Raw genomic sequence first — 25,550 nt, 5'->3', positions numbered from 1 at the left:
AGGAGGCGCGCCCGTGATCACCCTCGAAGTTTGTGTCGACAGCCCCGAAGGATTGGCCGCAGCTATCGAAGGCGGTGCCGATCGGGTCGAACTCTGCTCTGCGCTTGATCTGGGTGGTCTTTCCCCAACACCGGGTCTTATCGCCCAGGCTGCCAAAGCACCTGTTCCCGTGATGGCCATGATCCGCCCGCGTGCGGGTGATTTCCAATTTTCCGAAGCCGAGCTTCAGGCCGCCGTCTCTGACATTCGAGTTGCCCGAGCCAGCGGTCTTCACGGTGTGGTCATCGGCGTCAGCAATGCGGACAATACACTCAACACTCAACACTCATGCGCTCGAACGCCTGATCGCCGCCGCCGATGGTATGGAAACAACCTTGCACCGGTGCATAGACCTCGCGCCGGACCTAACAGCAGCCGTTGATCAAGCCGCCGACCTTTACATCGACCGTATTCTGTCCTCCGGCAGCACGGTTTCCGCGCTGGACGGTATCGACCACTTGCGCCGCATGATGAAAACCGCTGACGGTCGGTTGATCATCATGCCTGGTGCAGGGCTTACCCCGGAAACGGTCCACCAAATCACAGATGCTCTGCCGGTGCGCGAAGTTCACGCCGCCTGCGCAACGCCCGTTGCCCCCGATGAGCGTCACTTGGCCTTTGGATTTATCGGCAGCGCACCAATCGCTACCAGCGCATCCGAAGTTCGTGCCATGAAAACTGCACTCGAAAAAGCCGGATAATTATCCAGCCAGATCTTGCGCAAAACATCTTCCGCGCCCATTTCTTGGACAAGGCCCAACAAAGTGCATGCCGCCAAGCGGGTGCAAGCTATCCGGGCGCTTATTAGAAGGAGATACCGATGGACTTAGAAAAGTTCACCGAGCGATCGCGCGGCTTTTTGCAGGCCGCTCAGACGATCGCCATGCGGGAAAGCCACCAAAGGGTCGCACCCGAACACCTGTTAAAAGCCCTTTTGGACGATGATCAGGGCCTCAGCGCCAATCTGATCAAAGCGGCGGGCGGTTCCCCCGAACGTGTCATTCAGGCCGTTGAACAGGCCGTCAACAAACACGCCAAAGTCACGGGCGATGCGGGCCAGACATTCATGGACCAGCAAACCGCCAAAGTGATGGTCGAAGCTGAAAAAATCGCCAAAAAGGCTGGCGACAGCTTTGTGCCTGTCGAACGTTTGCTAACCGCGTTGGCCGTGGTGAAGTCCAAAGCGAAAGAGGCGCTGGATGCGGGGTCAGTGACCGCCCAAGCTCTGAACAGCGCCATCAATGACGTGAGGAAAGGCCGCACCGCCGACACCGCGTCTGCTGAAGAAGGCTATGATGCGCTGAAAAATATGCGCGCGATCTGACCGAAGCCGCGCGCGACGGCAAAATCGATCCGATCATTGGCCGCGATGAAGAAATTCGCCGCGCCATGCAGGTTCTCAGCCGCCGCACCAAAAACAACCCTGTCCTGATCGGTGAACCCGGCGTCGGTAAGACCGCCATCGCCGAAGGTCTTGCCATGCGGATCATCGACGGCGATGTGCCGGAATCTCTGCGCAATAAACAACTTATGGCGTTGGACATGGGCGCGCTGATTGCAGGTGCTAAATACCGTGGCGAATTTGAAGAACGCCTGAAGGCAGTTCTGTCCGAAGTCACGACCGCAGCGGGTGAGATCATCCTGTTTATCGACGAAATGCACACGCTGGTCGGCGCAGGTAAAGCCGACGGCGCTATGGATGCCTCGAACCTCCTGAAACCAGCTTTGGCCCGTGGTGAACTTCACTGCGTCGGCGCAACCACACTGGATGAATACCGCAAACACGTCGAAAAAGACGCGGCCCTTGCCCGTCGGTTCCAGCCGCTTGTGATCGAAGAACCCACCGTGGAAGACACGATTTCAATCCTGCGTGGCATCAAAGAGAAATACGAACTCCACCACGGCGTTCGCATCTCGGACTCCGCCCTAGTCGCGGCTTCCACGCTGTCGCACCGCTATATCACCGACCGCTTCCTGCCTGACAAAGCCATCGACCTGATGGACGAAGCCGCGTCGCGTCTGCGGATGGAAGTAGATTCAAAACCCGAAGAACTCGACGCCCTAGACCGGCAAATCCTGCAAATGCAGATCGAAGCCGAGGCGTTGAAGAAAGAAGATGACAAAGCTTCGAAAGACCGTCTGAAGAAGCTGGAAAAAGAGCTTTCCGATCTTCAGGAAAAGTCGTCCGAGATGACGGCCCAGTGGCAAGCCGAACGTGACAAACTGGAAAGCGCGCGTGATCTGAAGGAACAACTCGATCGCGCTCGCGCCGAATTGGAACAAGTCAAGCGCGACGGTAACCTGCAACGCGCCGGCGAACTCAGCTATGGCGTGATCCCCGGTCTGGAAAAACAGCTCGAAACTGCTGAAGAACAAGACAGCGATGTCATGGTCGAAGAGGCCGTGCGCCCCGAACAGATCGCCGAAGTTGTCGAACGCTGGACCGGTATCCCGACCACACGGATGCTGGAAGGCGAGCGTGAAAAGCTGTTGCGCATGGAAGACGAACTTGGCTGTCGTGTGATTGGCCAAAGGGATGCCGTGCGCGCCGTTTCCAACGCCGTCCGCCGCGCCCGCGCCGGTCTGAACGACGAAAACCGCCCGCTTGGTTCCTTCCTCTTTCTCGGCCCAACCGGTGTTGGTAAGACCGAGCTGACCAAGGCCGTCGCCGAATTCCTATTCGACGACGAAAGCGCCATGGTTCGCGTGGATATGTCCGAGTTCATGGAAAAGCACGCCGTTTCCCGTCTGATCGGCGCGCCTCCGGGTTATGTCGGCTATGACGAAGGCGGTGTCCTGACTGAAGCCGTGCGGCGTAGACCCTATCAGGTCGTGTTGTTTGACGAGGTCGAAAAGGCGCACCCCGACGTGTTCAACGTCCTGCTGCAAGTCCTTGACGACGGTGTCCTGACCGATGGCCAGGGCCGCACCGTGGATTTCAAACAGACGTTGATCGTGCTGACGTCCAACCTCGGCTCTCAGGCGCTCAGCCAGATGCCGGAAGGCTCCGACGCCAGCCAGGCGCGCCGCGATGTCATGGATGCCGTGCGTGCCCACTTCCGGCCTGAGTTCCTGAACCGTCTCGACGAAACCATCATCTTCGACCGTCTGACGCGCGAAGATATGGACGGCATCGTTGACATCCAGCTTGGTCGCCTGCGCAAACGCCTGGCACTCCAGAATATCTCACTGGAAATGGACGACCCTGCGAAGAAATGGCTGGCCGATGAGGGGTATGACCCCGTCTTCGGTGCCCGTCCCCTGAAACGCGTCATCCAACGCGCGCTGCAGGATCAACTGGCCGAGATGTTGTTGGCCGGGGACGTCGGTGAAGGCGCGAAAATCGCCGTCAGCGCCGGAACTGATGGTCTGATCGTCGGCGACCGCGTCGCTTCTTCGAACCGACAGCCGCCCGACGACGCCGTCGTGCACTGACCCAACAAAAAGCCCCGCCAACACGCGGGGCTTTTTCGACGGCAGCATTGAGCCAAAGTCGGACGCTTTTATCTGGGGCTGCGGCGGCTAAGAAGCACGAGAATTGACCTACTCTTCTGCTCCTTCACTCGAGGCGCGCTTTAATGGGGCAACTGTGCACCATTCGCCGTCAAAGTTTTCCCACGTCACAGTGCCAGTGTTTGCGGCAATCATGATTTGATCGGAGCTGGGGTTAACAATCTCTTTGGGCAGCAGGGTAATGAACAGAAGAAGGGCTTGCGTCGAAAGGCACATTGTTTTCTCCAGATGGTTGTGGCCTTACCACCGCGTTCATCGCTGACCCCTGTCGAAAGGAAATTGCTCCGAAATTGGTGCGACAAGCCGAGATGGCATATGGTGGCATTCGACGCCACATTGGGCCGAACAGACCAACGAAAACCGGTGAAGATTTACGAATTCAAAGATCTTGGAATTATCTTGAATGGATCAGATGGGTCCTTGTCCTCTCTCTCGGGAGATCCAATCGAGATTCGACCTCAGTCCCGAGAAGTTTTGCAATTACTAGCAAATGCCGCCGACAGGATCGTTTCGAAAGAAGAATTTACAGACGTCGTCTGGAACGGGCGAATGGTCAGCGAAGACAGCCTTGTTCAGTGCATTGCTGAAATCCGCTCTGCCATTGGCGACGGTGACCGGAAGATCATTCAAACCGTCCCGCGTAAAGGCTACAGATTTGTGCCTCCAGCAAATACAACGCCGAAACCCAGGGCGGCCCGCACCAAGTCAGCGATCTTGCTCACTGCCTCTCTCTGTTTGCTGGCAGGGTTGGCCTACCAATTCCTCCTAAGCGATGCCGCAGAAGATCACCCGCCTGTGGTGGCGGTGTTGCCACTAGACGACCTCAGTTCTCAACTTCACCAAGGATATCTCAGCGACGCGCTCAGCGAAGGGATAATCACCGAACTTGCTCGGTTTCCTCAATTCAGTGTTGTTGCGCGAAACTCGAGCTTTCAGTTCCGCGACGATCCTGAAGATGTTCGCGAAATCGGAAACGTCTTGGGCGCTGGCTACGTTGTAGAGGGGAGTCAGCAATTCGATGGCCAAAGCATAAAGGTTACTGTTCAGCTCGTAGACACAGAGAACGGTGTGCACCTGTTCGCCGACACCTACGAGCGCGATCTTGATGACTTGTTTGTTGTGCAAAACCAGATCGTTTCTCAGGTAGCATCTGTTGTGGGCCAAGCCGTCCTCTCAGACATGCCAGAAAGGGTGCAGGCTCGGGACGTAGACTCTCGTCTGCGTGGTCTGCAGGCCCGAAGTATCATGACCCAACTCAATCGCGAGAATTGGGAGAAGGCAATCGCACTAGAAGAGACATCAATTCGAGAAGAGCCGGATTCCGCTTGGGGCTACATAGGGAAATCACTGATGCTTGTGCCCGCGGCAATACTCGGCTGGATGGAGCCTCGGGACGAGATACTCGAACATTCGGTCGGGCTGGCAAGAACTGCCCTCCGCCTTGATCCAGAGAACTACATGTCGCATTACGCACTTGCGCGCGTGCTCTCAAGACGAGGCGAGCACGCGGAGTCGATATTGCACTTTGAGCGCGCCGCGAAGTTGAACCCCTCAGACTCAATCGTCTGGATTGGCATGTCGGTTCCGTTTTTGTACTCGGGAAGATCAAAAGACGCGCTCAAAGCACTTCATAGGGCGAAGGAAGTTGACCCACTGCATGGCGATTGGCTCCGATGGCAACTTGGCCTCGCTTACTGGCAGATCGACGAGTGTGAGCGCGGACTTGAAGAGATGCAAAGCATGGCTTCGCCTCCGTCTGCGTCAGCAAAGGCAAAGGTCGCGCTGCTGGTTTGTCTGGGTCGAATATCAGACGCAAAAGAGGCCATGGCAGCGTATCTGAAAGTCAGACAGGGCTTCACAATTGAAATCGAGGAAGCGTCCACTCCTAAAGATTGGGCTCCCGAAGGTACTCAGCGGCGCTGGTTGGATGCTATGCTGCAAGCGGGGATGCCTGAAACTTAGATTACGAGTGAGTGTGTCGTTCTGAGGTTGATTGGCGATTTCAACAGACCTTACATTGCGCGATGTTGTTGTTGCAGTGAACGCTGGCGATACCGGCTACAAACGAAACATCTCGATGCTGTGCCTAATGTGGACGATGGGATTGGATGCCTTAGTCGGAATAGATTCGCGAAATGTCAGCGCTGTCTGTGGTGCGGATGTTGAGTTGGTGAGCAGCAGACGTCCCGCATCTTTGCCGATTGGTCAGATCACCGGGCTCACGACTGTAAACTGAGATTTATTTCTGGCGCTGGTTCTATCGAAGATTGCCCGCAAGACTGGCTCTCCAAATGATTAACGAAACCTGACGCCCCCGTTCGGGTCCACCGACGTAATACCGACGCGATACAGACAGCCGATTTTGACTTTTGCACATCCTAAAAAACCGCCCCGCCAGTCTGGCAGGACAGTCCGAATTTCGAAGGTTGGAGCGATTAGGCTGTCTGGTCGTCCAGCTTGGCGTCCGGTGCATTCTTCGCAACAGAAGCCACACCGTTTTCGCGCGACGATGTGCTTTCATAGCTCTCCGACGTGCCAATCACCTGACCGTTAGTGGCTTTCAGATTGAACATCGACTTGCCCGCTTTGGTCTCTTTGCGCTCAAACCGATTGTCGTCGCCCGAATTTTTGCGAACAGATTCAATGCCGTTAAGCGCACTGGCCTTCCGCTTATACCCTTCGCTGGCCAGAATGATCTGTCCGTTGCCAGCCTTCAGGCGGAACCGAAATTCGCCCTTCTTGTCGGTATAAAGCTCAAACTTCCCTGCCATATTCTTTGGTCCTTACGTTTGCTTGTTGAATCCCATTGTCCTTAGCAAAGAGTTTTGCCGCAGAAGAACGCTTCCGGCAAGAGTGCTGTCCGTAACGTCAATTATTTCAGGAAAGTGACCCTCAAGACTCGGTTTTCCACCATTGAGCACTTCCAGCCCACTTCGAAGACTCACAATCGCAAACGATGCGACTTCCCAACCGTGGTTATCTAACTCAGCAACAATGCTCAGTTACCCAAGACATTGTTTCACCATAAGAATCGCAAATCGGCGACTCCTTGCCCGATCGCTAAAATTCGACCGATCCACCACACCTTTGCCGCAATCTGGGCGCAATCCAAATCCAAATCTGAACCCACAAATAAAAATACGCATTTCAAAAAGCGTCGAGGTTAAGCAGATGGCAAAAGTACACAAAATTGCAGGACTGCGAATTTCAAGGGTTGCTCCAACCCACGAGGCAGAAGATCCGTTGCAGGATTTCTGGACTCCTAAGGACGCCCTTCCAGAGTTGGAGCCAGCCGAAGATCGATTGCGTCGTCTTAAGCGTCAAATCTTTGAAAGCGATAGGATTACTCTGTCTCATAGTTCGGCGATGGATGATCTGCTCGATCCTTCACTGCGCTCAGAAACCGGCAGCCTTACAGCCCGCGCAACCGTCTACGTACTGAACATGATTGTTATGGTCATGGCCCTTCCAGTTGGATTGGCCTTACTGTTCTTTAATATCGTGATGGGTGAAAACTTGCGTACAACTGCCCATGTTGTGGCACTGACCGGAATGGCTCTGGCTCTTGCGCAGATGGATGGAGGCCCCGAATTGCTGCAACTGCTATGATTGTTCGAGCTTTCCCATTTGCTGTAGTTTGAGCTGCCTGTCTTCCGATAACTCACTGATTGGTATCAAATAAGTGTGGATCGCAAAAGCAATGGCCTTGCAATTCGGAAGACGAAACAGCGTTTGTCGTTCTGATCGCAGGTAGGCACCATGTACTGAGAAACCGCGATCTGCAGATGCCTCTGGCCGCGGCGCAAAAAGCTCAGCCTCTTTGGCAATCAACGCGTTGGCCCGCCAGATCGGCCGGTCGATCTTCAGTCCATCAAACATTCTTTGAACACGACGCCCCAGAACGTCATCGTAACTGGCGACAGGGCGATGAATGCGAAGCAATGGTCTTCCGATTTTCTCACTCAGCGTCCACCCCGCAGGAAAACAAAGTGCCGCGCCAGTCAGCACATGCTCTTCGGCTGTTTTTTGAAGCAAACAGAAATCCTCCTGGATAAGCCTGCCGATCGTCAGCAAAGGCGCATCCCAATCTATCGCAACAATTTCTCCGTCCGGGCGCGCAACCTGTTTGTGTGACACATGGAATTCTGCCTTGCTTCGCACTTGCACAAGTACGAACTCCAAAGCCTCCTGGACAGCTGACAGCGCTTCAGGAGAGGTTTGAAGAACCGAATTCGGGCACTCTGAAATAAGATAATCGCGAACCTTCATTTGCTGCGCATAGATCTCATCGATCCGCAACAGGTCGCTCTGAGAAACGGGTGAGACGCCGGGGAGTTCGCGCGTTGTGGCGGCATCCCAAACATCTGCCGGAATAGATCTGTGAAATACGGTCATCATCCCTGAGCATCTAGCGCCCGTTAAGCCGACCCGCCAGCCTATGTCGTTTTGTTGCTTGGCAAATGTCGGATTTCTGACGGACGCAGGCCCGAAGGCTTGACACGATGTCGACAGGAGGCCCGACATATGAACCAGCACTACAGCGACGCACGCAAGATTGATCCAAGCCGCGGATCACTGCTTGGCGATAACACTCCGAACGACGCAGATCGCATCGAAATCGGGCCAACTCAGCTTGCTTTCGGTGAATGGCAGGCGGCCGGACTTGATTTGCCCGATCTACAATCCATGCGCCGGCATCGGTGGGAGCGCCTGACAAATCACGTTGTCGAACGCGACTTTGGCGGTCTCCTCATGTTCGACCCCATGAACATTCGTTACGCTACAGATTCGACCAACATGCAGCTTTGGAATACACACAACCCGTTCCGAGCGCTTCTTCTGTGCCCGGACGGCTATATGGTGATCTGGGATTACAAGAATTCGCCATTCCTCACAGATTTCAATCCGTTAGTACGCGAGGCCCGCTCAGGGGCAGATTTTTTCTACTTTGACCGTGGTGACAAAGCCTATCAGGCAGCCGAACTGTTCTCTGCACAGGTTAAGGATCTGGTTGTTGAACACGGCGGCGGCAATATGAGATTGGCCGTCGACAAGGCCATGATGCACGCTTTTCGCGCACTCCAGTCCGTCGGGTTCGAGATCATGGAAGGCGAGGAACTCACGGAAAAGGCCCGTGCAGTCAAAGGCCCGGACGAAATCAAGGCGATGCGCTGTTCGCATCACGCCTGCGAAGTCGCTGTGGCAGAAATGGAAGCCTTTACGCGGGAGTTTGTACCCGCAGGAAACGTCAGCGAAGATGATATCTGGGCCATTCTCCACAAGGAGAACATCCGGCGTGGTGGCGAATGGATCGAGACCCGCCTTCTTGCATCCGGTCCTCGTACCAATCCATGGTTTCAGGAATGTGGCCCCCGCATAGTTCAGAACAACGAAATTGTGGCTTTCGACACAGATCTCGTTGGAAGCTACGGCATTTGCACGGATATTTCCCGCACTTGGTGGGTAGGAGAGAAACAGCCTCGCAAAGACATGATTGACGCCATGCAGCATGCTCACGAACACATCATGCGCAACATGGAGATGATCGCTCCGGGCGTGCGGATCGAAGACATGAGCCGAGATGGTCACAAACTTCACGAAAAGTATCAGGATCTGAAATACGGCTGCATGATGCACGGTGTCGGTCTTTGCGACGAGTGGCCATTGGTCTCTTATCCGGACCGGTTGGTGCCCGGCGCCTTCGACTACGAACTTCAACCCGGCATGGTGCTATGTGTCGAAGCTCTGATAGGTGAAGTCGGGGGTGATTTTTCGATTAAATTAGAAGATCAGGTTCTGGTCACAGAAGATGGGTTTGAAAATCTAACCAAATATCCGTTTGACCCAGTTCTGATGGGTGTCGGCTGACAGCAGTTAGAATTGAACTTTCGGTAACAGAGGTATCATTCGAAGTTTCGGATCATTCAGCCTTTGGTCATCATATTGTTCGACCAGAAATGCCTTGGTCATCAGGTCAGCATTTATGTCAATGAAATCTTCGGCGCTACGATAGTCAGCCATTTCCATGCGTTCAGCGATCAGACTGACGCTCGCCATTGTGACAGTTGCGTTATATTTGGTCGGTGCGTTCGCCTTGCTCGCAATTTCTTTAATGCCACGCGCCATGATGCTCATCGCTTCAAATGGTCCAAAACGTTCGATCGCGATAAAGTCGACACCAATATGATCAAGATGGCCGAAATCGTCCGGCGCAAGAGTGCCCGACTGCATCGCATCAAGTTTGTGCACATATTTCACGAGCTTTCCTCCTGGTTTCGTTCTTGCAAAACGTGAGAATCTGCCGCCGATAAATCGAGGTCATAAACAGATTTCAGCTGCTCTATTTTGTCTCGGGTCGGTTTTGAAAACGGAACTCTTCCTTCAAATGAATGCAGCGCCATCCCCTCGATCACTTCGGCAACTGACATATCAAGATGTTCAGCCAGACCCTTCAGGACTTTGAGCAAACGCTTCTCAATTCGAAAACCCGTCTGAACCCGTTCGATTCTCTTACTCATGCAGCATTAATAACACCAAGGTACCAATATAACAACATTACATTCCTTCTGATGCAAATGCACAATCCAGCGTGGGTAAGGCCCCAGCGCGTCATCATTCGAAAAAGTCGAATGGATCTCATCGAAAACGAAGAGGGCGAGCCTAATAATTCAGTACTAGCCGTGATCTTTCAACAAGCGTTGCTTCTGACGACTCCAATCGCGCTTGGCCTGGGTGTCCCGCTTGTCCGGTGCCGACTTACCCTTTGCGATTCCAATCTTCACCTTTGCCCGCCCACGATGGTTGAAATACAGCACCAAAGGCACAAGAGTCATTCCTTTGCGCTGGGTAGCATTCCAAAGATTGGAAAGTTCATTCTTTGAAACCAAAAGCTTACGGCGACGTCGATCTTCGTGCCCGAACATAGCTTGCTCATAGGGCGCAATATAGCTGTTGACCAACCACAACTCGCCACCTTCCACGGCGGCATAGCTTTCAGCGATATTTGATTGCCCGGTCCGCAAGGACTTCACCTCGGACCCCATCAGTTCAATCCCGCATTCGATATCGTCCGATATGGCATAGTCATACCGCGCACGCCGGTTCTCGGCGACGATCTTGTAGTTGGGATTGTCTTTCACTTTAGCCATAGCCGACCCGATTTAGGCGCTCGGCCGCATCAAGTCCAGTGCGGCATGATCATTGCCTGCTCCGCGCCAAGATATACAAACCTGACGCTACGATGATGGCGCTGCCCAAAAGCATCTGAGGCTCCAGGCTTTCGCCAAAAATCAACACACCCAACGCAATGCCGAAAATCAGGCGCGTATATCGAAATGGCGTAACTGAAGAGACATCGCCAGTTCGCATCGCCATAGTCAGAGAAGAATAGGCGCAAACACCAACCACGGATGACATCGCCAGATTGAAGGCTGCAAAGCCGGTCGGCACCACAAAAGGTGCAGTCTCATATGACCAGAACCCCAAGCCTGCGATGATTATCATCAGAAAGCCATAAACCCCCAAGATCCTTCCGCTAAGTGACTTGGGCGCGGCTCTCGTTGCCAAATCGCGGCCAGCAAAGCCGATCATTCCAATCACAGCCAGGATTGATAACGTCGTGAAACTGTCGGTGCCTGGCTGAAGAATAACCAAGACACCCAGCAACCCGACTAGAATAGCAGTCCAACGCCGCCAACCTACCGTCTCGCCAAACAAGAGTGCAGCGCCGGCGACCACGACGATTGGCGTGGCCTGTAAAATCGCAGTTGCCGACGACAGCGGGGTCAAAACAATGGCCAGCGTGAAAAACAAACGCCCGGCAATTTCGAATACGTCGCGCACCAACATGGTCGGTTCGATCACTTCGTGCGGAAACAACGGGTCTCCGGCACGTTGCGCAAGGATGGCGAAGATCACGCAGCCGCCCAGACCGAACCAAAACATTGCCTGCCCAATGGGAATGGTTGCGGCTGCAGCTTTCAGGAACATGTCTTCCACAGCGAACGCAGCCATGGCGGCAACCATCCATAGGCTACCGATAAGGTTTTCGCGGCGTCCGGTGTCGGTCAGTTGATCAACCCAGCATGAACCATAGCATCGCGAATGGCCGTTTTTGTGCCATCGCTTATTTCCACCAATGGCAGCCGCACATCTTCCGCGCAGCGCCCTAAAAGCGAAAGTCCATATTTCGCACCAGTCAGACCAGGCTCCATGAAGATGGCTGTGTGCAGCGGCATCAGGCGATCCTGATATTCCAAGGCTTTGGTGTAATCTCCGTCCAGAGTCGCTGTCTGGAATTCTGCGCAGAGTTTTGGTGCGACATTTGCAGTTACGCTGACGCAGCCAACTCCACCATGCGCGTTGAACCCCAAAGCAGAGGCGTCTTCACCTGAAAGCTGGATGAAATCAGCACCGCAGGTTTCGCGTTGCTTGGAAACTCGGACAACATCCCCAACCGCATCTTTGACACCAACAATCCGAGGGAGCTTCGCCAACTCGCCCATTGTCTCTGGGGTCATGTCCACAACAGACCGGCCGGGAATATTGTAGATAACTATTGGGATGTCAGCGGCATCGTGCATGGCCTTGAAATGTGCATAGAGACCGCCCTGGGTGGGCTTGTTATAATAGGGTGTCACAACCAGCGCCGCATCTGCACCAACGCGGGCAGCAAATTCAATAAGACGAACACCCTCAGACGTATTGTTTGAACCTGCGCCTGCAACAACTGGAACACGCCCTGCTGTGCAATCAACGACGGCTTTAACAACGGCTTCGTGCTCTTTGTGGGTCAGTGTCGGACTTTCGCCTGTCGTGCCGACCGGAACCAAGCCTTTCGTTCCCTGCTCTATTTGCCACTCAACCAGCGATTTGAGCGTATCGAAATCCACTTCGTTGTTGCGAAACGGGGTGACAAGTGCGGTCAATGACCCTCTAAGCATAATACGCCTCCTCTAAGTTGATGATTTTGCAAAATTGCAGCGCGCGGACCCTATAGGGCAGCGCGGGAATTGCCAAGTCACCGTTTTCATGGTTTTATGGCCGCCGCTGAGGGGCCAAAATTGAACGGACCGGCATCTATGATCAAGGCCCTCGCCACGGCGCTTTTCCTGACTTGTCTGGCATCTCCGTTGTCTGCGCAAACCGCGCGCGACGTCGAGATATTTGACGGTTCTATGGTTGCGTTACGCGACGGCGATTGGCGTGCCGCACTACAAACCGCTGAGGGCGTCAGTCCAGTAGCCAGAGACATTATTGAATGGCATCGGCTCCGCGCCGGGCAGGGTGATTTTGATTCGGTTCAACGGTTTCTCGACCGTCGGTCAGATTGGCCGGGGCTGAAGCTGTTGCGACGCCGAAGTGAGCCAAATCTGCCACTGGGATCGCGCGCTGACGATGTTCTCGAGTTTTTTGCACCTCAGGTGCCCCAAACCGGTGCTGGGGCAATGTCGCTAGTCGCGGCTTATCGGGCAAAGGGATTTGAAGCAGACGCAGAGGCCGAAGCTGTTCACGCTTGGTTAACTCACGAAATATCTGCCGCCGATGAAAACCGATTGCTTGATTGGTATGGCAAAGCGCTCAAGCCACATCACGAAAATCGACTTGATATGCTGCTATGGCGTAATGCTCGCAAAGGCGCGGAGCGCATGTTTAAGCGCGTCGACAAAGCGCATGTCGCCCTTGCGAAAGCGCGCATTGCACTTCGCGGCAACAAAAATGGGGTCGATAAGCTCGTTTCGGCGGTTCCAAAGGCGCTGTCATCCGACCCAGGTTTGATGTTCGAGCGGATGCAGTGGCGCGCCCAAAAAGGCCGCAATGCTCCGGCGATCGACCTGATGTTGGCGCAAAGCCCCGATAACCTTGGGGAAGCAGCCCGGTGGGGTGGTTGGCGGCGGGCATTCGCCCGGGCTGAAATGCGGCAGGGCCGAATAGAGAATGCTTATGATCTGGCATCCCAACACGGGTTGACCAGCGGCTCCCACTTCGCCGATCTCGAGTGGATTTCCGGGTATTTGGCGCTCACCTACAGGAACGATCCGCAGGCCGCGCTGGGGCATTTCCTCAAGTTTCGCGGCGCGGTGGATTCGCCAATTTCACTTGGTCGCGCCGGATATTGGGAAGGCCGCACCCACGAAGAACTGGGTGACGCCGAGTCCGCAAGGCTTTCCTATCTATTCGGCGCAGAATACCAGACCAGTTTTTATGGACAGCTGGCCGCCGAGAAGGCTGGCGTCGACATGAAGCCTTCGATGCACGCGCCCATCCCTGCGAACGATTGGAAACAGTCGGGATTTGCCGATAGCTCCGTTTTTGAGGCGGGTCGTCTGTTGATGGCTTCTGGCGAGTTATATCTGGCAATGCGTTTCATGACTCACTTGTCAGAGTCACTAAGCGCCACGGACGTTGCCCGCTTGGGCGCATTCGTGTTGGAAGAGGACCAGCCGCATATTGCAGTGATGATCGGAAAACGTGTGGCGCCGACTGGAACGGTCGTGCCATTCCTCTATTATCCCGTCGCGGATTTGGGCGTTTCCGACATGCCGGTGCCCGCGGAACTTGCTCTATCAATTGCGCGACGTGAAAGCGAATTCAACCCCGGCGTCACCAGCGGAGTCGGCGCGCGTGGATTGATGCAAGTTATGCCGGCAACAGCCCGCGAAGTCGCAGGGTATCTGGAAATTCCCTATAGCAAAGATCGATTGCTCAACGACGCAGCCTACAACGCCCGCATTGGCATTGCATACTTGGATGAGCTGATGACCGTCTTTGACGGCAATGTCGTAATGGTTTCGGCAGGTTATAACGCTGGCCCCAGCCGTCCCATGCGATGGATGGAGAATCGCGGCGATCCCAGACGCGGTCGGAGCGATGTCATCGATTGGATTGAGCACATCCCGTTTGACGAAACCCGGAATTACGTCATGCGGGTTGCGGAAAGTATGGCCGTGTATCGCGCGCGACTTACTGGTCAACCTCAACCCATGACGCTTTCAAAAGAACTTGTATCGCGAAACCAACATCAGCGCGCCGCGCTGAAGGGAGCATTGCTTCGACCTGCGCCGCGGCCCGCTCCTCTCACCGACTAAGTCTAGCGCAAGGCACGCCCTTTAACGATTGCGTCGGACCCAAATCGCGCGCGAATCTTGTCTGATGCTCGCTCTGCACTTGCTCTGGTACCAGCGCCCGGATCCAATAGATCGCCTCCGGTATCTGCCATATCGGCAGCGGTGATGTGGGAAATGCCGACGCCGATTAGCCGGAATGGACCCTGATCCGACACCTGATCAAAAAGAGACCGTGCTGTCCTGTAAACCCGATCTGCAATTTGCGTTGGATCGCTCAATGTTGTGCGTTTGGTAATCAACGAGTGGTCCGAGCGTTTCAGCTTTAGTGTTACGACACTACCGGCGCGATCCTTCGCTTTTGCACGGTCCGAAACATTCTCGGCCAACCGCCAAATGTGCCCGTCCAGCACTTCTGCATCAGAGGTGTCTTCTCCAAAGGTAGTTTCGTTGGAGATGGATTTAACAGGGGCATTTGCGGAAACACGTCGTCGATCTTCACCACGCGCTAGGTGCCACAGTCGTTCGCCCATTGATCCAAATCGCGCAACCAGATCTATTTTTTCCCACCGATGCAAATCGTCGAAAGTGCGAATGCCAGCCTTTTCGAGTGACGACTTTGTTTGGGCACCAACGCCCCAAATCAAGCCCACAGGTTTGTCGCTTAGAAACGCATGTGTCTCGGCTTGCCCAATAATCGAAAACCCTCGCGGCTTGTCCAAATCCGAGGCGACTTTTGCCAGAAATTTATTGTGGCTTAGGCCGATCGAACCGGTAAGCCCCAACTCGTCTTCCATTCTCTTGACCAGTTTGGCCAACATTACGGCGGGCGGGTATCCGTGCAGACGCTTGGTTCCCGTCAGATCCAGAAAAGCCTCGTCTAGCGACAAGGGTTCGACCACAGGTGTAAGCTCGTCCATCATTGCTCTGATCTCGCGCGATGCTTCCACGTAGGCGCTCATCCGACCTTTCACCACCACGGCATCAGGGCAAAGTTTTAGAGCTTGAAACATCGGCATGGCAGAGCGAACTCCGCGAATACGCGCAATATAGCAGGCCGTTGAAACGACACCGCGTCGCCCTCCGCCAATAATCACCGGCTTGTCCTGCAGCGAAGGGTTATCCCGCTTTTCGACGCTGGCATAAAAGGCATCGCAATCCATGTGCGCAATGGACAGGGTCAAAAGCTCCGGGTGTTCCATGATGCGTGGTCTGCCGCAGGCCGGGCATCTGCGTTCGACGTCAAATGTGGTAAGGCAATCGCGACAAAGGGCAGGCATCAAATGTCGATCCGGGTTAAGTTGATGATAGAATAGCGAAGGACCAGCAACGGTGACAGAGGCGTTTATCGGGGCAAAACTCGCCATACTGGTTGGCGACAAGATTGTTACCATCCTGCGCGATGATTTCCCGACTATCCCGTATCCCGACCACTGGGATTTGCCTGGCGGTGGTCGAGAGGGAAATGAGACACCCCAAGAGTGCGTATTGCGGGAAACCTTCGAAGAACTAGGGCTTCAATTTGCCCATGATGACCTTCTGTGGGCGTACAATCCGCCCGAAAGTTGGTTTTTTGTAACAGAGAAACCAAACATCGATCTCGAAAGCATCCGGTTTGGCGACGAAGGTCAATGTTGGCGGTTGGCTGACATTTCATGGTTCCTTGAATCCGCCAGGACTGTGCCAAACCAGCCAGACCGATTGCGAAAATATCTTGCTGTCCGGAAACGGTATCAGCGATGAACAAACTAAAAACCGAATGCCGAACCCCTAATGGGCAATGCACAACCAATATCCCGATTTGGAAGTTCAAAGCCTCCGAAAGGCAATATTGGGCGTTCTGGACGAAAAGGGGCTCGATGGCATCGCTTTTGCTGATCTTTCCAATGCCATACAACGCAAACTATCTGACCGAGACCTCTCTAATCTGGGATCACTCGGTTGGCACGTCACAACCATAAAGCTCGAGCCGGAAGTCAACGGTGAAATCGCAAAAATCAGTGGTGTATCTCCGCAACGGCTTTGCCTTGCCATACCGCATAAGTCATTGAAATAACGCAATCCAAGGGCCATATTTGCTTCGAAGGGACAGGCAGGTCATGGATTTAATGGAAATGATTCTATCATCACTAAGCGGCGGCGAGTGGGCAACAATTCTGTTCGCCGCATTCGTTATTATCTGTATTTACAAGGGCGTACGGATCGTCTCGCAATCCGAAAAACACGTTGTCGAGCGTTTTGGCCGCCTGCGCACCGTCATGGGACCAGGAATCAACTTTATAGTGCCATTTTTGGATCGCGTAGCGCATGAAATATCGATTTTGGAGCGTCAGCTTCCCAACGCAAGTCAAGACGCAATCACCGCTGACAACGTCCTGGTTCAGGTAGAGACAAGCGTGTTTTACCGGATTACTGAGCCTGAAAAGACGGTTTACCGCATTCGCGACGTAGACGCGGCCATTGCGACAACAGTTGCCGGTATCGTTCGTGCTGAGATCGGTAAGATGGAGTTGGACGAAGTTCAGTCAAACAGGGCAACATTAATTGCGACAATCAAAGGGTTTGTGGAAGACGCTGTGGATGACTGGGGCATTGAGGTGACACGGGCTGAGATCCTTGACGTTAACCTCGACCAGGCCACCCGCGACGCCATGCTCCAACAGCTTAATGCCGAACGTGAACGGCGTGCCGCAGTTACTCGTGCCGAAGGCGAAAGGCGTGCTGTGGAGCTAAACGCCGACGCTGAACTTTACGCAGCCGAGCAGGCTGCAAAGGCGCGTCGCGTCCAGGCTGATGCCGAGGCCTATGCGACGGGCGTGGTAGCACGGGCCATTCAGGAAAATGGTCTCGAGGCTGCGCAATATCAGGTGGCACTAAAGCAAGTGGAATCTCTGAATGCATTGGGCGCAAGCCCATCCAGCAACACCATTGTTGTGCCCGCCAATGCTCTGGAAGCCTTCGGCGATGCGTTCAAGATGCTGCGCGGTAAAGCCTGATGTGGGGCTTGTGGTGGATATGGATTGTCGGTGCGATCGCCTTAGCCACGCTCGAAGTTATCGCGCCCGCGCAGATTTTCCTGGGCTTCGCCATCGGTGCGGCGGGCGTTGGATTGGCATTGCTGGCTGGCGTGCCAGGAATTTCGACTTCGCTTCCTCTCACACTTCTGGTCTTTGCGGCATTGTCTTTGGTTGCTTGGATCGGCATCCGTCGATTGGTTGGTGTGCGGGAAGGTCAGGTCAAAGTCTGGGATCGCGATATCAACGACGATTAACCGGCATTGTTACTGCAAGTCACCGAAGGCGGTCTCGAGTCGTTCGATCGCTGTGATCAGAGTTGCTCTGGGTAAGGCGACGTTGAATCGCATATGCCCTACGCCACCGGACCCGAATTGCGTGCCGGGACTAGCGGCAATCTTGGCGTCGTGCAAAATGCGCCGTTTGATCTCACTATCCTCCATTCCGGTTCCTGTGAAATCAACCCAGGTCAGATAGGTCGATTGCATGTCCATAACCGAAATTCCGGGAAGTTGGTTCATGCGCTCGGCGAAAATCCGAAAGTTTTCTGCGATATACTCTTGAGCGGCATCTATCCAACCTTGGCCTTCTGAGAATGCGGCTTCCAACATCACCATACCAAACCGATTGGGCGAGGCTTCGCGGTCCACCAGGACCTGATCGAAAATCTTGCGTCTGGCGTCATCAGGAAGAATTGCAATGCCAGTCTCACCTCCGGCAATATTGAAACCCTTTTGTGTAGCCGTAAGAACTGCCAGTCGGTCGAAGCAATCCGGAGCAGCGACCGCTGTTGGAATGAATTTCGCGCCAGGAAATGTAAGATCCATATGAATCTCATCTGAAATTAGAAACAGATCGTGCGCTTTGCAAAAGGCGGAAACACGGGCCAGTTCTTCCGCAGTCCAGATCCTACCGCCCGGATTGTGCGGCGTGCAAAGAGTCAGAATTTTCTCATGGCCTTTCAGAGCCGCAGCCAACCCTTCTAGGTCCATCTCGAATTTGCCATCAACTACCGATAGCGGACTTTCGACAATCTCGCGGCCCATCGCCTTGGCCTGACGATAAAAGGCGTGATAAACTGGTGAAAACACAATCACGCCATCACCAACTTCCGAGAACGCCGCCAGAACGTCTGCGAAACCGTTTACAACTCCGTGCGTGTAACGAACCCAATTGGGATCGATGTTCCACCCGTGACGCGACTGCATCCAAGCGGCGACAGCAGCATTCATGGGTGCAGGATTGGAAAAGTATCCGAAATAGCCTCGGTCGATCTCTTTTTGTAATGCTTCGCGAATGACCGGGGCCGCTGCAAAGTCCATATCCGCAACCCACATAGGAATAATATCGGGATCATCGACACCGAATGACTTCGCTATGCCGTCATATTTAGAAGTGTGCGCTCCTCGAAGAGGCAACGGAGTGTCGAAGTCGAATTCCATGGCGATGTCCGTGAATTTGGGTCGTCGTGACCCTACTATTTCCTGACAAACCTGCAAGGGCAGGATCTTGCCGGGGAAAGCTGCATCGCTTAGATGAGCGTCATGGCACTTAGAACGATCCTTTTGCATCCTGATCCGCGGCTAAAATCCAAGGCCGCACCCGTCGTTGGTATTGATGACGGGTTGCGCCGTTTGGCCGACGACATGTTGGAGACAATGTACGATGCTCCAGGCATTGGATTGGCGGCTCCACAGCTTGGGATTGGGAAGCGACTGCTTGTTATGGACTGTGTGAAAGAAGAAAACGAAGCACCACGACCGATGGTTCTAATTAATCCGGAAGTTACTTGGTCGTCCGACGACATCGCTTCGTACGAAGAGGGGTGCCTGTCGATCCCCGAGCAATACGCTGAAGTTGTTCGCCCAGCTGAGGTCGAAGTAAGCTGGACGGATCTTGAGGGCGCGTCGCAATCCGAAAAATTCGATGGTTTGTGGGCCACCTGTGTGCAGCATGAAATCGACCACCTGAACGGGAAACTATTTATTGACTATCTGAGGCCCCTCAAACGCCAAATGATCACTCGCAAGATGGTGAAGCTGAAGCGGGAGAAGGCGCGAGCATGATCCATCCAATTACACTTTGGCCAGACGACGTTCTTAAGAAGGATTGCAAAAAGATCGACGAGATCAACGAAGACATCCTTTCGCTTGCTCACGACCTGTTGGACACCATGTATGACTCGGGCGGGCGCGGCCTGGCTGCACCCCAGATCGGTAAACCTTTGCGGATGTTTGTTATGGATTGCGGGTGGAAGCTGTCTGGAAACCGCAACGCCACAGTTATGATCAATCCCGAGATCATCGGCCGGTCAGATGACGTCGCAACGGGTACGGAAGCGTGTCTGAGTATTCCAGGTATCGAGGCCGAAGTTGAGCGCTCAAAAGAAGTTACAATGCGTTGGACCGTGCCAGATGCCAGTATCACCATTCAACGACTGACCGGAGCAGAGGCTGTTTGCGCACAACATGAATGCGATCACCTTGAAGGGCGCGTCATATTTGATCTTCTTTCAGACGACGCACGCGCCAAACTTGAACAGACTTACCATTCATGAAGCCAAGGCCAATTCTTCAATGGCCTGACAAAAGACTGCGAACGCCTGCATCGCCGGTTGAATCGGTCACAGACGAAATCCGACTGATCTGGAAAGAGATGGTCCATATCATGAATGCGATGCCGGGCTATGGGCTTGCCGCGCCCCAAATCGGTGTAATGCAACGACTCGCGGTGGTAGACTGTTCCGACGAGCGTGGTCGATCGATTTTGCTGGCGAACCCCGAGATCATCGAGCGGTCTGAAACAGAACATGTATGGCCGGAAGCATCGCCAAATCTACCGGGTGTCTCTGCTGTCGTCCACAGACCGGATAATGTTCTGGTCTCCTTCACCAACCATGAAGGGTTACGGGTTACAGAACGGTTCCAAGATCTGTGGGCGACTTCAGTTCAACATCAGATTGACCATCTGAACGGGCAGATGTTTTTTGACAGGCTCAGCCGAACCAAACGTCAGATGCTCTTGAAGAAGGCAGGAAAGCCAAGTCGATGAGATTGATATTTATGGGAACCCCGGCCTTTTCAGTGCCCGCGCTTGATGCGTTGGTGGAAGCTGGTCACGAAGTTGCCGCTGTTTATACCCAGCCACCTCGCCCAGCAGGTCGCGGTAAAAAGGAACGGCGCTCGCCAGTTCATAATCGCGCAGATCAGTTAGGGTTAGAAGTTCGGTGTCCTGCTTCTTTAAAGGAGCCCAAAGAAGAGGGCGCCATCGCGGACCTTAATGCCGACGCGGCTGTTGTGGTCGCATATGGGCTGATCCTTCCTGCTCCCGTGCTTGCCGCCCCCAAATTCGGTTGCCTGAATATTCACGCGTCCCTCTTACCGCGCTGGCGCGGCGCGGCACCAATTCACCGTGCCGTCATGGCTGGCGATCAAAAGACGGGTATTTCGATTATGCATATGGATATTGGTCTCGATACTGGCCCGGTGCTTCTGACCGAGGAAACCAACATAGGTGAAACCGAGACGACCGGTGACCTGCATGATCGATTGGCGGAAATGGGCGCGGGTTTGGTTGCTAAAGCGCTTGAAGGTATTGAAAATATTAAAGCTGTTGATCAATCAGAAGATGCTGTGACTTACGCTGTCAAGATCGACAAGTCTGAGGCGCGCATTGATTGGTCACGTGCGGCGGCAGTTATTGATCGGCAAATTCGCGCACTCAGTCCGTTTCCCGGCGCTTGGTGTACGATCGCCGATGAACGTGTAAAATTGCTCCGCTCGCGCACCGTTAGAGGCAGTGGTGAACCGGGCGCGCACATGGGGAACTTTCAAATCGCTTGCGGCGAGGGTGCGATTGAAGTGCTTGAAGCCCAGCGGTCGGGTAAGCGCCCGATGGAAGCCCAAGAATTGCTGCGCGGCATCACACTTCCTGATATTCTGGAATAGCGCTTTGCCCATTACTTCATTCTGGTGACAATACTCCGGGGTCCGGGGCAGCGCCCCGGATTGATTATGTTGGAAGGAAATGGCGATGTTTTTTGCGTTCTGGGGGTCCCTGGTTGTAGGAGGGCTAACGGCCTACCTTGCCGAAAAATGGGACCTCACTCACCACGGCTATCTGCAGGCCATCATCATCGCGCTTGGCGGAGTCATTTTGTTTTTTATGGTGCGCGTTATGTTTGGTCTTTCGTTCGGCAGCCATGGTTTGAATGCTATCGTTGGGGCAGCTGGGGCACTGATACTCATTCCAACAGAGGCGATGGCACGAAAGCGTCGCAATCGAAAGTGACGCCCAAAATTCGACCCGAATTTTGTAACGAAGTCTCATATTGAGACTTCGACCTGCCTCACCGGGGCGGGCGTGAGCGATAGACCGGCAACTTCCACCCGAATATCAATGATCCTGCTCGCAATGAAAACGTCACAACCGCGGCAACAAGCGCCGCTAACAACGCGTCACCAAATGTTCCAGCAAACCAGCCCGCAACTGCGCCCAGAAATGCAGCTGTCACATAAAGCTCACCGCGCCTTAAAACCATTGGCACTTCGTTGGCGACGACGTCGCGCATTAACCCACCCAATGTGCCGGTTAACACTCCCATAATCGGGGCAATGATGCCCGTTTGACCACTCGCAACTGCCGCTGCCAATCCGGCCGGAACCGCGATTGATAATGCGACAGCATCTAACCAGGTTAGCCAATTCGCTCGGCTTTCGACCAAATGCGCTGTGAAGAAAACGCTTACAGCGGCAATTGCTGCAATCCCCAGAACCTGGGGCTGGTCCATCCAAAATACAGGGTGCCGATCCAAAAGAAGATCCCTAACCGTACCGCCTCCGACTGCTGTTAGGGCGGCAAAGAATAAAAAACCCACGATGTCCAGCTGTGCGCGTGATGCGGCCAGGGCGCCGGTCAGGGCGAATATGAAGACTGATGCGGCATCAAGAAACACTCCCGCAGTCATTTTTGAGAATCCGGTTTAAACGGCTCCATCCCTGCGCGCGCCAATTCGTCAGCTTTTTCGTTTTCCGGGTGGCCAGCATGTCCCTTAACCCATTCCCACGTTACATCGTGCCGCAATTGAGCTTTATCCAATCGCTTCCATAGATCATCGTTCTTCACAGGTTTCTTCGCCGAAGTGCGCCAGCCATTCTTTTTCCAGCTGTGAATCCAAGTGGTCACGCCATTTTTGACATAGGTGGAATCAGTGACAACTGTAATTTCGCTGTCGCGCTCCAGCGCTTCTAATGCATTGATGGCGGCCAACAGTTCCATGCGGTTGTTGGTTGTCATGACTTCGCCGCCACTTAACCCGCGCTCTTTGAGAACTGTGTCGTTTGATCGTGCCTGAAGCACCACGCCCCAACCACCGGAACCGGGGTTGCCCGAGCATGCGCCATCGGTGAACGCAAACAGCTTGGTCACGAAGGAAGCTCGTTTAGAGCAACATAACCATTCAAGCTTGAAATTCTCTCCAGCCAGCTTCGAATGGCTTCAAACTGTTCCATGTCAAATCCGCCATGTTCGTGTGCTGTATGCGTGTAGGCGTATAGCGAGATGTCCGCAATCGAGATGCGTTCACCGGCGAGATAGTCGTGAGTTTTTAGGCGATCATCCATGATTTGCAGAACCGAATGACCTGCTTCCAGCAATTCTGCCATTCTTTCGGTTGTCGCCAAATGTGCGCGGCTCCTATATTTTCGGAGCGCCGCTCTTACGGCAATCACGGTTTCGTGGCGATTTTGCTCAAAGAACATCCAACCCAGCATCTCTGCGCGCGCAACTGGGTCTTCTGGAATCCAGGCGGAACCTTCAGCCAGATACCACAAAATCGCATTGGACTCGGAGATCTTGTTGCCGTCTGGTAGTTCAAGAACAGGCATTTTCCCTAACGGCAATACCCGGTTTCTGTGGGCGGCCTCGATTTCTGGCGTCTCATACTCCAGCCCGATGTGCCGAAATGTCTTGCCCATCAATGAAAGTAGAAGCCGAACTTTATAACTGTTGCCCGAGGATGGCATGGAATAAAGTGTCAAAGTCATTTTGAACTCCTCAAAAGCGGTAGAACAGCTAACGCTTGTTACTCTCTCTCACACCGCTTCCCGAAGAACCCGTGGAACTTTGAACTCAACCCGTTCTACGGCTGTTTCCACCAATTCGATTGTAACTTCAAATTCTCGGCTGATCGCCGCAATGACCTCGTCCACTAGTATTTCCGGAGCACTTGCACCCGCTGTCAATCCAATGGATTTCGCGCCTCGCAACGCACGCCAATCAATTTCGGTGGCGCGCTGAACCAATTGCGCATAGCCGCAACCAGCAGCCCGACCGACTTCGACCAGCCGCTTTGAGTTTGACGAATTCGGCGCTCCGATCACCAAAAGGGCGTCAATCTTCGGGGCGACAGCTTTTACAGCTTCCTGGCGGTTGGTTGTTGCGTAACAAATGTCTTCTTTGTGAGGGCCGACGATGTTTGGGAACCGCCTCTTAAGGGCTTCCACAACCTCGGCGGTGTCGTCAACACTCAGCGTTGTTTGCGTGATAAAGGCTAACTGGTCGGGATTGCGCGGTTCAAGTTTGGCAACATCCGCGACCGTTTCAACCAGCAAGACTTCACCTTTCGGCAATTGCCCCATCGTTCCCATGGTTTCTGGATGGCCAGCGTGACCAATCATGACCATTTGTAAACCGTTGCTATGGTGACGTTCAGCCTCGATATGCACCTTTGAAACCAGAGGACATGTGGCATCTACGTAGACCATCTCGCGGCGCTCTGCTTCTGCTGGTACTGCCTTAGGGACGCCATGCGCGGAAAAAATCACCGGTCTATCGCCGGGGCACTCGTCCAACTCCTCAACAAAAACTGCCCCTTTTGAACGAAGCTCATCCACCACGAATTTGTTGTGCACAATCTCGTGGCGGACAAAAACTGGCGCACCGCATTTATCCAACGCCAGCTCAACGATTTTGATGGCGCGATCAACGCCTGCGCAAAACCCGCGCGGCGCAGCAAGATAAAGTGTCAACTTGGGTTTCGTCATGCGCTGTCTCCGGGCATAGACCTAGTGGCTGAACGCAACATCGTCCAGCATCAGAGCCAATGGCACCGATGAAAACTCGAGATCAACCCCATTGCATGTGGCGAAACTGACTTAGTCTTCGTTTACGGGTTCACGCATGGGACGGCCGACGACATCTTTCAACTCGTCCAATTCAATGAAGTTGTCCGCTTGGCGCCGCAATTCGTCGGCGATCATTGGTGGCTGGCTGCGGATCGTAGAAACGACGGATACCCGAACACCCTTTCGCTGAAGACTTGCGACCAACGGGCGAAAATCGCCGTCGCCGGAAAACAGGACCATGTGATCAACGTGAGGAGCAAGCTCCATCGCGTCCACCGCTAATTCAATGTCCATGTTGCCTTTGACTTTGCGGCGACCCTGACTGTCCGTAAACTCTTTGGCCGGTTTTGTGACCATCGAGAATCCATTGTAGTGAAGCCAATCAACTAACGGTCGGATAGGTGAGTACTCGTCATTCTCTAAAAGCGCGGTGTAATAAAAAGCCCGCAGCATTTTTCCGCGACGCATAAATTCTTGCCGCAGCAGCTTATAGTCGATGTCAAATCCGAGCGCCTTTGCAGCCGCGTACAGATTCGCACCGTCAATGAACAGCGCAAGCCGTTCGTCCCTGTAGAACATTAAGTGTCCTTCCCGAATTTTCTTGGGTCTGCGGCCGTCCGTGAGTGTGAGTGGAAATAAGCGCGCCTAACCAGTGCATGGATATAAGTATCAAAATACATTCAAATGCAACTATCTATTTGGCCAGTCGGTTGTCGGGGTTCGTTGGCATAAAATGTTCCTAACAACGCATACGTGCTGTTTTGCAGACAGATGGCAAAATAGTCTTAACGAAGCCG

The 25,550-nt window shown here is 53.8% G+C and carries 29 protein-coding genes and 2 pseudogenes; 16 read left to right on the top strand and 15 right to left on the bottom strand.

What is annotated here, in order from left to right; genetic code table 11:
• The first annotated feature begins 13 nt into the window (after positions 1-13).
• Both GKR98_11805 and clpB read left to right on the top strand, forming a co-directional pair.
• Positions 14-740: pseudogene (locus GKR98_11805) on the top strand (copper homeostasis protein CutC).
• Positions 741-859: 119 nt separating this feature from the next.
• Positions 860-3,474, top strand: a pseudogene (gene clpB, locus GKR98_11800) (ATP-dependent chaperone ClpB).
• Positions 3,475-3,582: 108 nt separating this feature from the next.
• Here the strand turns inward: clpB and GKR98_11795 are convergent.
• Complete coding sequence (locus tag GKR98_11795) at positions 3,583-3,768, bottom strand: hypothetical protein (protein QMU58816.1); 186 nt, start codon at positions 3,766-3,768, stop codon at positions 3,583-3,585.
• Between the two features lie 12 nt (positions 3,769-3,780).
• Between GKR98_11795 and GKR98_11790 the strand changes: the two genes are divergently transcribed.
• Entirely contained in the window at positions 3,781-5,514 is a 1,734-nt protein-coding gene (locus tag GKR98_11790) for a tetratricopeptide repeat protein (GenBank protein ID QMU58815.1), read from the top strand.
• A gap of 31 nt (positions 5,515-5,545) precedes the next feature.
• Positions 5,546-5,788, top strand: a complete 243-nt coding sequence (locus tag GKR98_11785; GenBank protein QMU58814.1) for a hypothetical protein — start codon at positions 5,546-5,548, stop codon at positions 5,786-5,788.
• Positions 5,789-5,987: 199 nt separating this feature from the next.
• Here GKR98_11785 and GKR98_11780 read toward each other — a convergent pair whose 3' ends face one another.
• Positions 5,988-6,323, bottom strand: coding sequence for a DUF1508 domain-containing protein (locus GKR98_11780; protein QMU58813.1), 336 nt, complete (start codon positions 6,321-6,323; stop codon positions 5,988-5,990).
• Between the two features lie 400 nt (positions 6,324-6,723).
• Here GKR98_11780 and GKR98_11775 point away from each other — a divergent pair, with 400 nt between their 5' ends.
• The gene (locus GKR98_11775; GenBank protein ID QMU58812.1) at positions 6,724-7,161 is read left to right on the top strand and encodes a hypothetical protein; all 438 of its coding nucleotides are present in this window, start codon (positions 6,724-6,726) and stop codon (positions 7,159-7,161) included.
• On the opposite strand, the gene GKR98_11770 is transcribed toward GKR98_11775, so the two are convergent.
• Positions 7,156-7,947 (bottom strand): DUF3445 domain-containing protein, encoded by a 792-nt coding sequence (locus GKR98_11770; GenBank protein QMU60078.1) that lies wholly within the window; start codon positions 7,945-7,947, stop codon positions 7,156-7,158. The genes GKR98_11775 and GKR98_11770 overlap by 6 nt on opposite strands.
• A gap of 129 nt (positions 7,948-8,076) precedes the next feature.
• On the opposite strand from GKR98_11770, the gene GKR98_11765 reads away from it, so the two are divergent.
• Positions 8,077-9,420 carry a M24 family metallopeptidase gene (locus tag GKR98_11765; protein QMU58811.1) on the top strand — a complete coding sequence of 448 codons (1,344 nt, stop codon included), beginning with the start codon at positions 8,077-8,079 and terminating at the stop codon, positions 9,418-9,420.
• Between the two features lie 6 nt (positions 9,421-9,426).
• Here GKR98_11765 and GKR98_11760 read toward each other — a convergent pair whose 3' ends face one another.
• The 5 genes from GKR98_11760 to GKR98_11740 form a co-directional block, all read right to left on the bottom strand.
• On the bottom strand, positions 9,427-9,810 hold the full coding sequence (locus GKR98_11760) for a hypothetical protein (GenBank protein QMU58810.1): 384 nt from the start codon (positions 9,808-9,810) through the stop codon (positions 9,427-9,429).
• Positions 9,807-10,070, bottom strand: a complete 264-nt coding sequence (locus GKR98_11755; GenBank protein ID QMU58809.1) for a hypothetical protein — start codon at positions 10,068-10,070, stop codon at positions 9,807-9,809. The genes GKR98_11760 and GKR98_11755 overlap by 4 nt, the downstream gene beginning before the upstream one ends.
• Before the next feature lie 156 nt (positions 10,071-10,226).
• Complete coding sequence (smpB, locus tag GKR98_11750; GenBank protein QMU58808.1) at positions 10,227-10,700, bottom strand: SsrA-binding protein SmpB; 474 nt, start codon at positions 10,698-10,700, stop codon at positions 10,227-10,229.
• 49 nt (positions 10,701-10,749) lie between these two features.
• On the bottom strand, positions 10,750-11,577 hold the full coding sequence (locus GKR98_11745) for an EamA family transporter (protein QMU58807.1): 828 nt from the start codon (positions 11,575-11,577) through the stop codon (positions 10,750-10,752).
• A gap of 41 nt (positions 11,578-11,618) precedes the next feature.
• Positions 11,619-12,494, bottom strand: coding sequence for a 4-hydroxy-tetrahydrodipicolinate synthase (locus GKR98_11740; GenBank protein ID QMU58806.1), 876 nt, complete (start codon positions 12,492-12,494; stop codon positions 11,619-11,621).
• 96 nt (positions 12,495-12,590) lie between these two features.
• On the opposite strand from GKR98_11740, the gene GKR98_11735 reads away from it, so the two are divergent.
• On the top strand, positions 12,591-14,639 hold the full coding sequence (locus GKR98_11735) for a transglycosylase SLT domain-containing protein (protein ID QMU58805.1): 2,049 nt from the start codon (positions 12,591-12,593) through the stop codon (positions 14,637-14,639).
• Positions 14,640-14,641: 2 nt separating this feature from the next.
• On the opposite strand, the gene GKR98_11730 is transcribed toward GKR98_11735, so the two are convergent.
• The gene (locus tag GKR98_11730; protein QMU58804.1) at positions 14,642-15,895 is read right to left on the bottom strand and encodes a DNA polymerase IV; all 1,254 of its coding nucleotides are present in this window, start codon (positions 15,893-15,895) and stop codon (positions 14,642-14,644) included.
• Positions 15,896-15,947: 52 nt separating this feature from the next.
• Between GKR98_11730 and GKR98_11725 the strand changes: the two genes are divergently transcribed.
• Genes GKR98_11725 through GKR98_11710 form a run of 4 tightly spaced genes read left to right on the top strand, consistent with a single transcriptional unit; the run spans position 15,948 to position 17,886 of the window.
• Positions 15,948-16,358 carry an NUDIX domain-containing protein gene (locus GKR98_11725; protein ID QMU58803.1) on the top strand — a complete coding sequence of 137 codons (411 nt, stop codon included), beginning with the start codon at positions 15,948-15,950 and terminating at the stop codon, positions 16,356-16,358.
• A 37-nt stretch (positions 16,359-16,395) separates the two neighbouring features.
• A complete protein-coding gene (locus GKR98_11720; GenBank protein ID QMU58802.1) occupies positions 16,396-16,671 on the top strand; it encodes a hypothetical protein in 276 nt (91 codons plus the stop codon).
• 43 nt (positions 16,672-16,714) lie between these two features.
• Positions 16,715-17,611, top strand: coding sequence for an SPFH/Band 7/PHB domain protein (locus GKR98_11715; protein ID QMU58801.1), 897 nt, complete (start codon positions 16,715-16,717; stop codon positions 17,609-17,611).
• On the top strand, positions 17,611-17,886 hold the full coding sequence (locus GKR98_11710; protein ID QMU58800.1) for a hypothetical protein: 276 nt from the start codon (positions 17,611-17,613) through the stop codon (positions 17,884-17,886). Before GKR98_11715 ends, GKR98_11710 begins: the two co-directional genes overlap by 1 nt.
• A 9-nt stretch (positions 17,887-17,895) precedes the next feature.
• Here the strand turns inward: GKR98_11710 and GKR98_11705 are convergent, their stop codons facing one another.
• Complete coding sequence (locus GKR98_11705; protein ID QMU58799.1) at positions 17,896-19,200, bottom strand: putative C-S lyase; 1,305 nt, start codon at positions 19,198-19,200, stop codon at positions 17,896-17,898.
• On the opposite strand from GKR98_11705, the gene GKR98_11700 reads away from it, so the two are divergent.
• The 5 genes from GKR98_11700 to GKR98_11680 all read left to right on the top strand — a co-directional run bounded on the left by GKR98_11700 (position 19,174) and on the right by GKR98_11680 (position 21,919).
• The gene (locus GKR98_11700; protein QMU58798.1) at positions 19,174-19,695 is read left to right on the top strand and encodes a peptide deformylase; all 522 of its coding nucleotides are present in this window, start codon (positions 19,174-19,176) and stop codon (positions 19,693-19,695) included. The two genes, GKR98_11705 and GKR98_11700, sit on opposite strands and share 27 nt — an antisense overlap.
• Complete coding sequence (gene def, locus GKR98_11695) at positions 19,692-20,186, top strand: peptide deformylase (GenBank protein ID QMU58797.1); 495 nt, start codon at positions 19,692-19,694, stop codon at positions 20,184-20,186. Before GKR98_11700 ends, def (GKR98_11695) begins: the two co-directional genes overlap by 4 nt.
• On the top strand, positions 20,183-20,680 hold the full coding sequence (gene def / locus GKR98_11690; GenBank protein QMU58796.1) for a peptide deformylase: 498 nt from the start codon (positions 20,183-20,185) through the stop codon (positions 20,678-20,680). Before def (GKR98_11695) ends, def (GKR98_11690) begins: the two co-directional genes overlap by 4 nt.
• Positions 20,677-21,576, top strand: coding sequence for a methionyl-tRNA formyltransferase (locus GKR98_11685; protein QMU58795.1), 900 nt, complete (start codon positions 20,677-20,679; stop codon positions 21,574-21,576). Before def (GKR98_11690) ends, GKR98_11685 begins: the two co-directional genes overlap by 4 nt.
• Before the next feature lie 85 nt (positions 21,577-21,661).
• Positions 21,662-21,919 (top strand): hypothetical protein, encoded by a 258-nt coding sequence (locus GKR98_11680; GenBank protein QMU58794.1) that lies wholly within the window; start codon positions 21,662-21,664, stop codon positions 21,917-21,919.
• A 58-nt stretch (positions 21,920-21,977) separates the two neighbouring features.
• Here GKR98_11680 and GKR98_11675 read toward each other — a convergent pair whose 3' ends face one another.
• The 5 genes from GKR98_11675 to GKR98_11655 form a co-directional block, all read right to left on the bottom strand.
• Positions 21,978-22,595 (bottom strand): trimeric intracellular cation channel family protein, encoded by a 618-nt coding sequence (locus GKR98_11675; protein QMU58793.1) that lies wholly within the window; start codon positions 22,593-22,595, stop codon positions 21,978-21,980.
• Positions 22,592-23,056 (bottom strand): ribonuclease HI, encoded by a 465-nt coding sequence (gene rnhA / locus GKR98_11670; GenBank protein ID QMU58792.1) that lies wholly within the window; start codon positions 23,054-23,056, stop codon positions 22,592-22,594. Before rnhA ends, GKR98_11675 begins: the two co-directional genes overlap by 4 nt.
• A complete protein-coding gene (locus GKR98_11665) occupies positions 23,053-23,673 on the bottom strand; it encodes a glutathione S-transferase family protein (protein ID QMU58791.1) in 621 nt (206 codons plus the stop codon). The genes rnhA and GKR98_11665 overlap by 4 nt, the downstream gene beginning before the upstream one ends.
• Positions 23,674-23,721: 48 nt before the next feature.
• Positions 23,722-24,672 carry a 4-hydroxy-3-methylbut-2-enyl diphosphate reductase gene (gene ispH, locus GKR98_11660; protein QMU58790.1) on the bottom strand — a complete coding sequence of 317 codons (951 nt, stop codon included), beginning with the start codon at positions 24,670-24,672 and terminating at the stop codon, positions 23,722-23,724.
• Between the two features lie 111 nt (positions 24,673-24,783).
• Positions 24,784-25,332 (bottom strand): NYN domain-containing protein, encoded by a 549-nt coding sequence (locus GKR98_11655; protein ID QMU58789.1) that lies wholly within the window; start codon positions 25,330-25,332, stop codon positions 24,784-24,786.
• Positions 25,333-25,550 lie beyond the last annotated feature (218 nt).

Source organism: Boseongicola sp., assembly GCA_014075275.1.
In the GTDB taxonomy this organism is placed as follows: domain Bacteria; phylum Pseudomonadota; class Alphaproteobacteria; order Rhodobacterales; family Rhodobacteraceae.
The sequence above is the reverse complement of the archived record's forward strand: the minus strand, read 5'-3'. Positions and strand labels throughout refer to the sequence as shown.

Excerpts from the sequence above, each read along its gene's own strand:
- GKR98_11730 (QMU58804.1), bottom strand. The coding sequence starts at position 15,895 with ATGCCTGCCCTTTGTCGCGATTGCCTTACCACATTTGACGTCGAACGC.
- GKR98_11710 (QMU58800.1), top strand. The coding sequence starts at position 17,611 with ATGTGGGGCTTGTGGTGGATATGGATTGTCGGTGCGATCGCCTTAGCC.
- GKR98_11745 (QMU58807.1), bottom strand. The coding sequence starts at position 11,577 with ATGGTTGCCGCCATGGCTGCGTTCGCTGTGGAAGACATGTTCCTGAAA.
- GKR98_11770 (QMU60078.1), bottom strand. The coding sequence starts at position 7,947 with ATGACCGTATTTCACAGATCTATTCCGGCAGATGTTTGGGATGCCGCC.
- ispH (QMU58790.1), bottom strand. The coding sequence starts at position 24,672 with ATGACGAAACCCAAGTTGACACTTTATCTTGCTGCGCCGCGCGGGTTT.
- def (QMU58796.1), top strand. The coding sequence starts at position 20,183 with ATGAAGCCAAGGCCAATTCTTCAATGGCCTGACAAAAGACTGCGAACG.
- GKR98_11715 (QMU58801.1), top strand. The coding sequence starts at position 16,715 with ATGGATTTAATGGAAATGATTCTATCATCACTAAGCGGCGGCGAGTGG.
- GKR98_11720 (QMU58802.1), top strand. The coding sequence starts at position 16,396 with ATGCACAACCAATATCCCGATTTGGAAGTTCAAAGCCTCCGAAAGGCA.
- GKR98_11795 (QMU58816.1), bottom strand. The coding sequence starts at position 3,768 with ATGTGCCTTTCGACGCAAGCCCTTCTTCTGTTCATTACCCTGCTGCCC.
- GKR98_11675 (QMU58793.1), bottom strand. The coding sequence starts at position 22,595 with ATGACTGCGGGAGTGTTTCTTGATGCCGCATCAGTCTTCATATTCGCC.
- GKR98_11665 (QMU58791.1), bottom strand. The coding sequence starts at position 23,673 with ATGACTTTGACACTTTATTCCATGCCATCCTCGGGCAACAGTTATAAA.
- GKR98_11775 (QMU58812.1), top strand. The coding sequence starts at position 6,724 with ATGGCAAAAGTACACAAAATTGCAGGACTGCGAATTTCAAGGGTTGCT.
- smpB (QMU58808.1), bottom strand. The coding sequence starts at position 10,700 with ATGGCTAAAGTGAAAGACAATCCCAACTACAAGATCGTCGCCGAGAAC.
- GKR98_11780 (QMU58813.1), bottom strand. The coding sequence starts at position 6,323 with ATGGCAGGGAAGTTTGAGCTTTATACCGACAAGAAGGGCGAATTTCGG.
- GKR98_11655 (QMU58789.1), bottom strand. The coding sequence starts at position 25,332 with ATGTTCTACAGGGACGAACGGCTTGCGCTGTTCATTGACGGTGCGAAT.
- GKR98_11680 (QMU58794.1), top strand. The coding sequence starts at position 21,662 with ATGTTTTTTGCGTTCTGGGGGTCCCTGGTTGTAGGAGGGCTAACGGCC.
- GKR98_11700 (QMU58798.1), top strand. The coding sequence starts at position 19,174 with ATGGCACTTAGAACGATCCTTTTGCATCCTGATCCGCGGCTAAAATCC.
- GKR98_11735 (QMU58805.1), top strand. The coding sequence starts at position 12,591 with ATGGCCGCCGCTGAGGGGCCAAAATTGAACGGACCGGCATCTATGATC.
- GKR98_11740 (QMU58806.1), bottom strand. The coding sequence starts at position 12,494 with ATGCTTAGAGGGTCATTGACCGCACTTGTCACCCCGTTTCGCAACAAC.
- GKR98_11765 (QMU58811.1), top strand. The coding sequence starts at position 8,077 with ATGAACCAGCACTACAGCGACGCACGCAAGATTGATCCAAGCCGCGGA.
- GKR98_11685 (QMU58795.1), top strand. The coding sequence starts at position 20,677 with ATGAGATTGATATTTATGGGAACCCCGGCCTTTTCAGTGCCCGCGCTT.
- def (QMU58797.1), top strand. The coding sequence starts at position 19,692 with ATGATCCATCCAATTACACTTTGGCCAGACGACGTTCTTAAGAAGGAT.
- GKR98_11705 (QMU58799.1), bottom strand. The coding sequence starts at position 19,200 with ATGCAAAAGGATCGTTCTAAGTGCCATGACGCTCATCTAAGCGATGCA.
- GKR98_11755 (QMU58809.1), bottom strand. The coding sequence starts at position 10,070 with ATGAGTAAGAGAATCGAACGGGTTCAGACGGGTTTTCGAATTGAGAAG.
- GKR98_11790 (QMU58815.1), top strand. The coding sequence starts at position 3,781 with ATGGTTGTGGCCTTACCACCGCGTTCATCGCTGACCCCTGTCGAAAGG.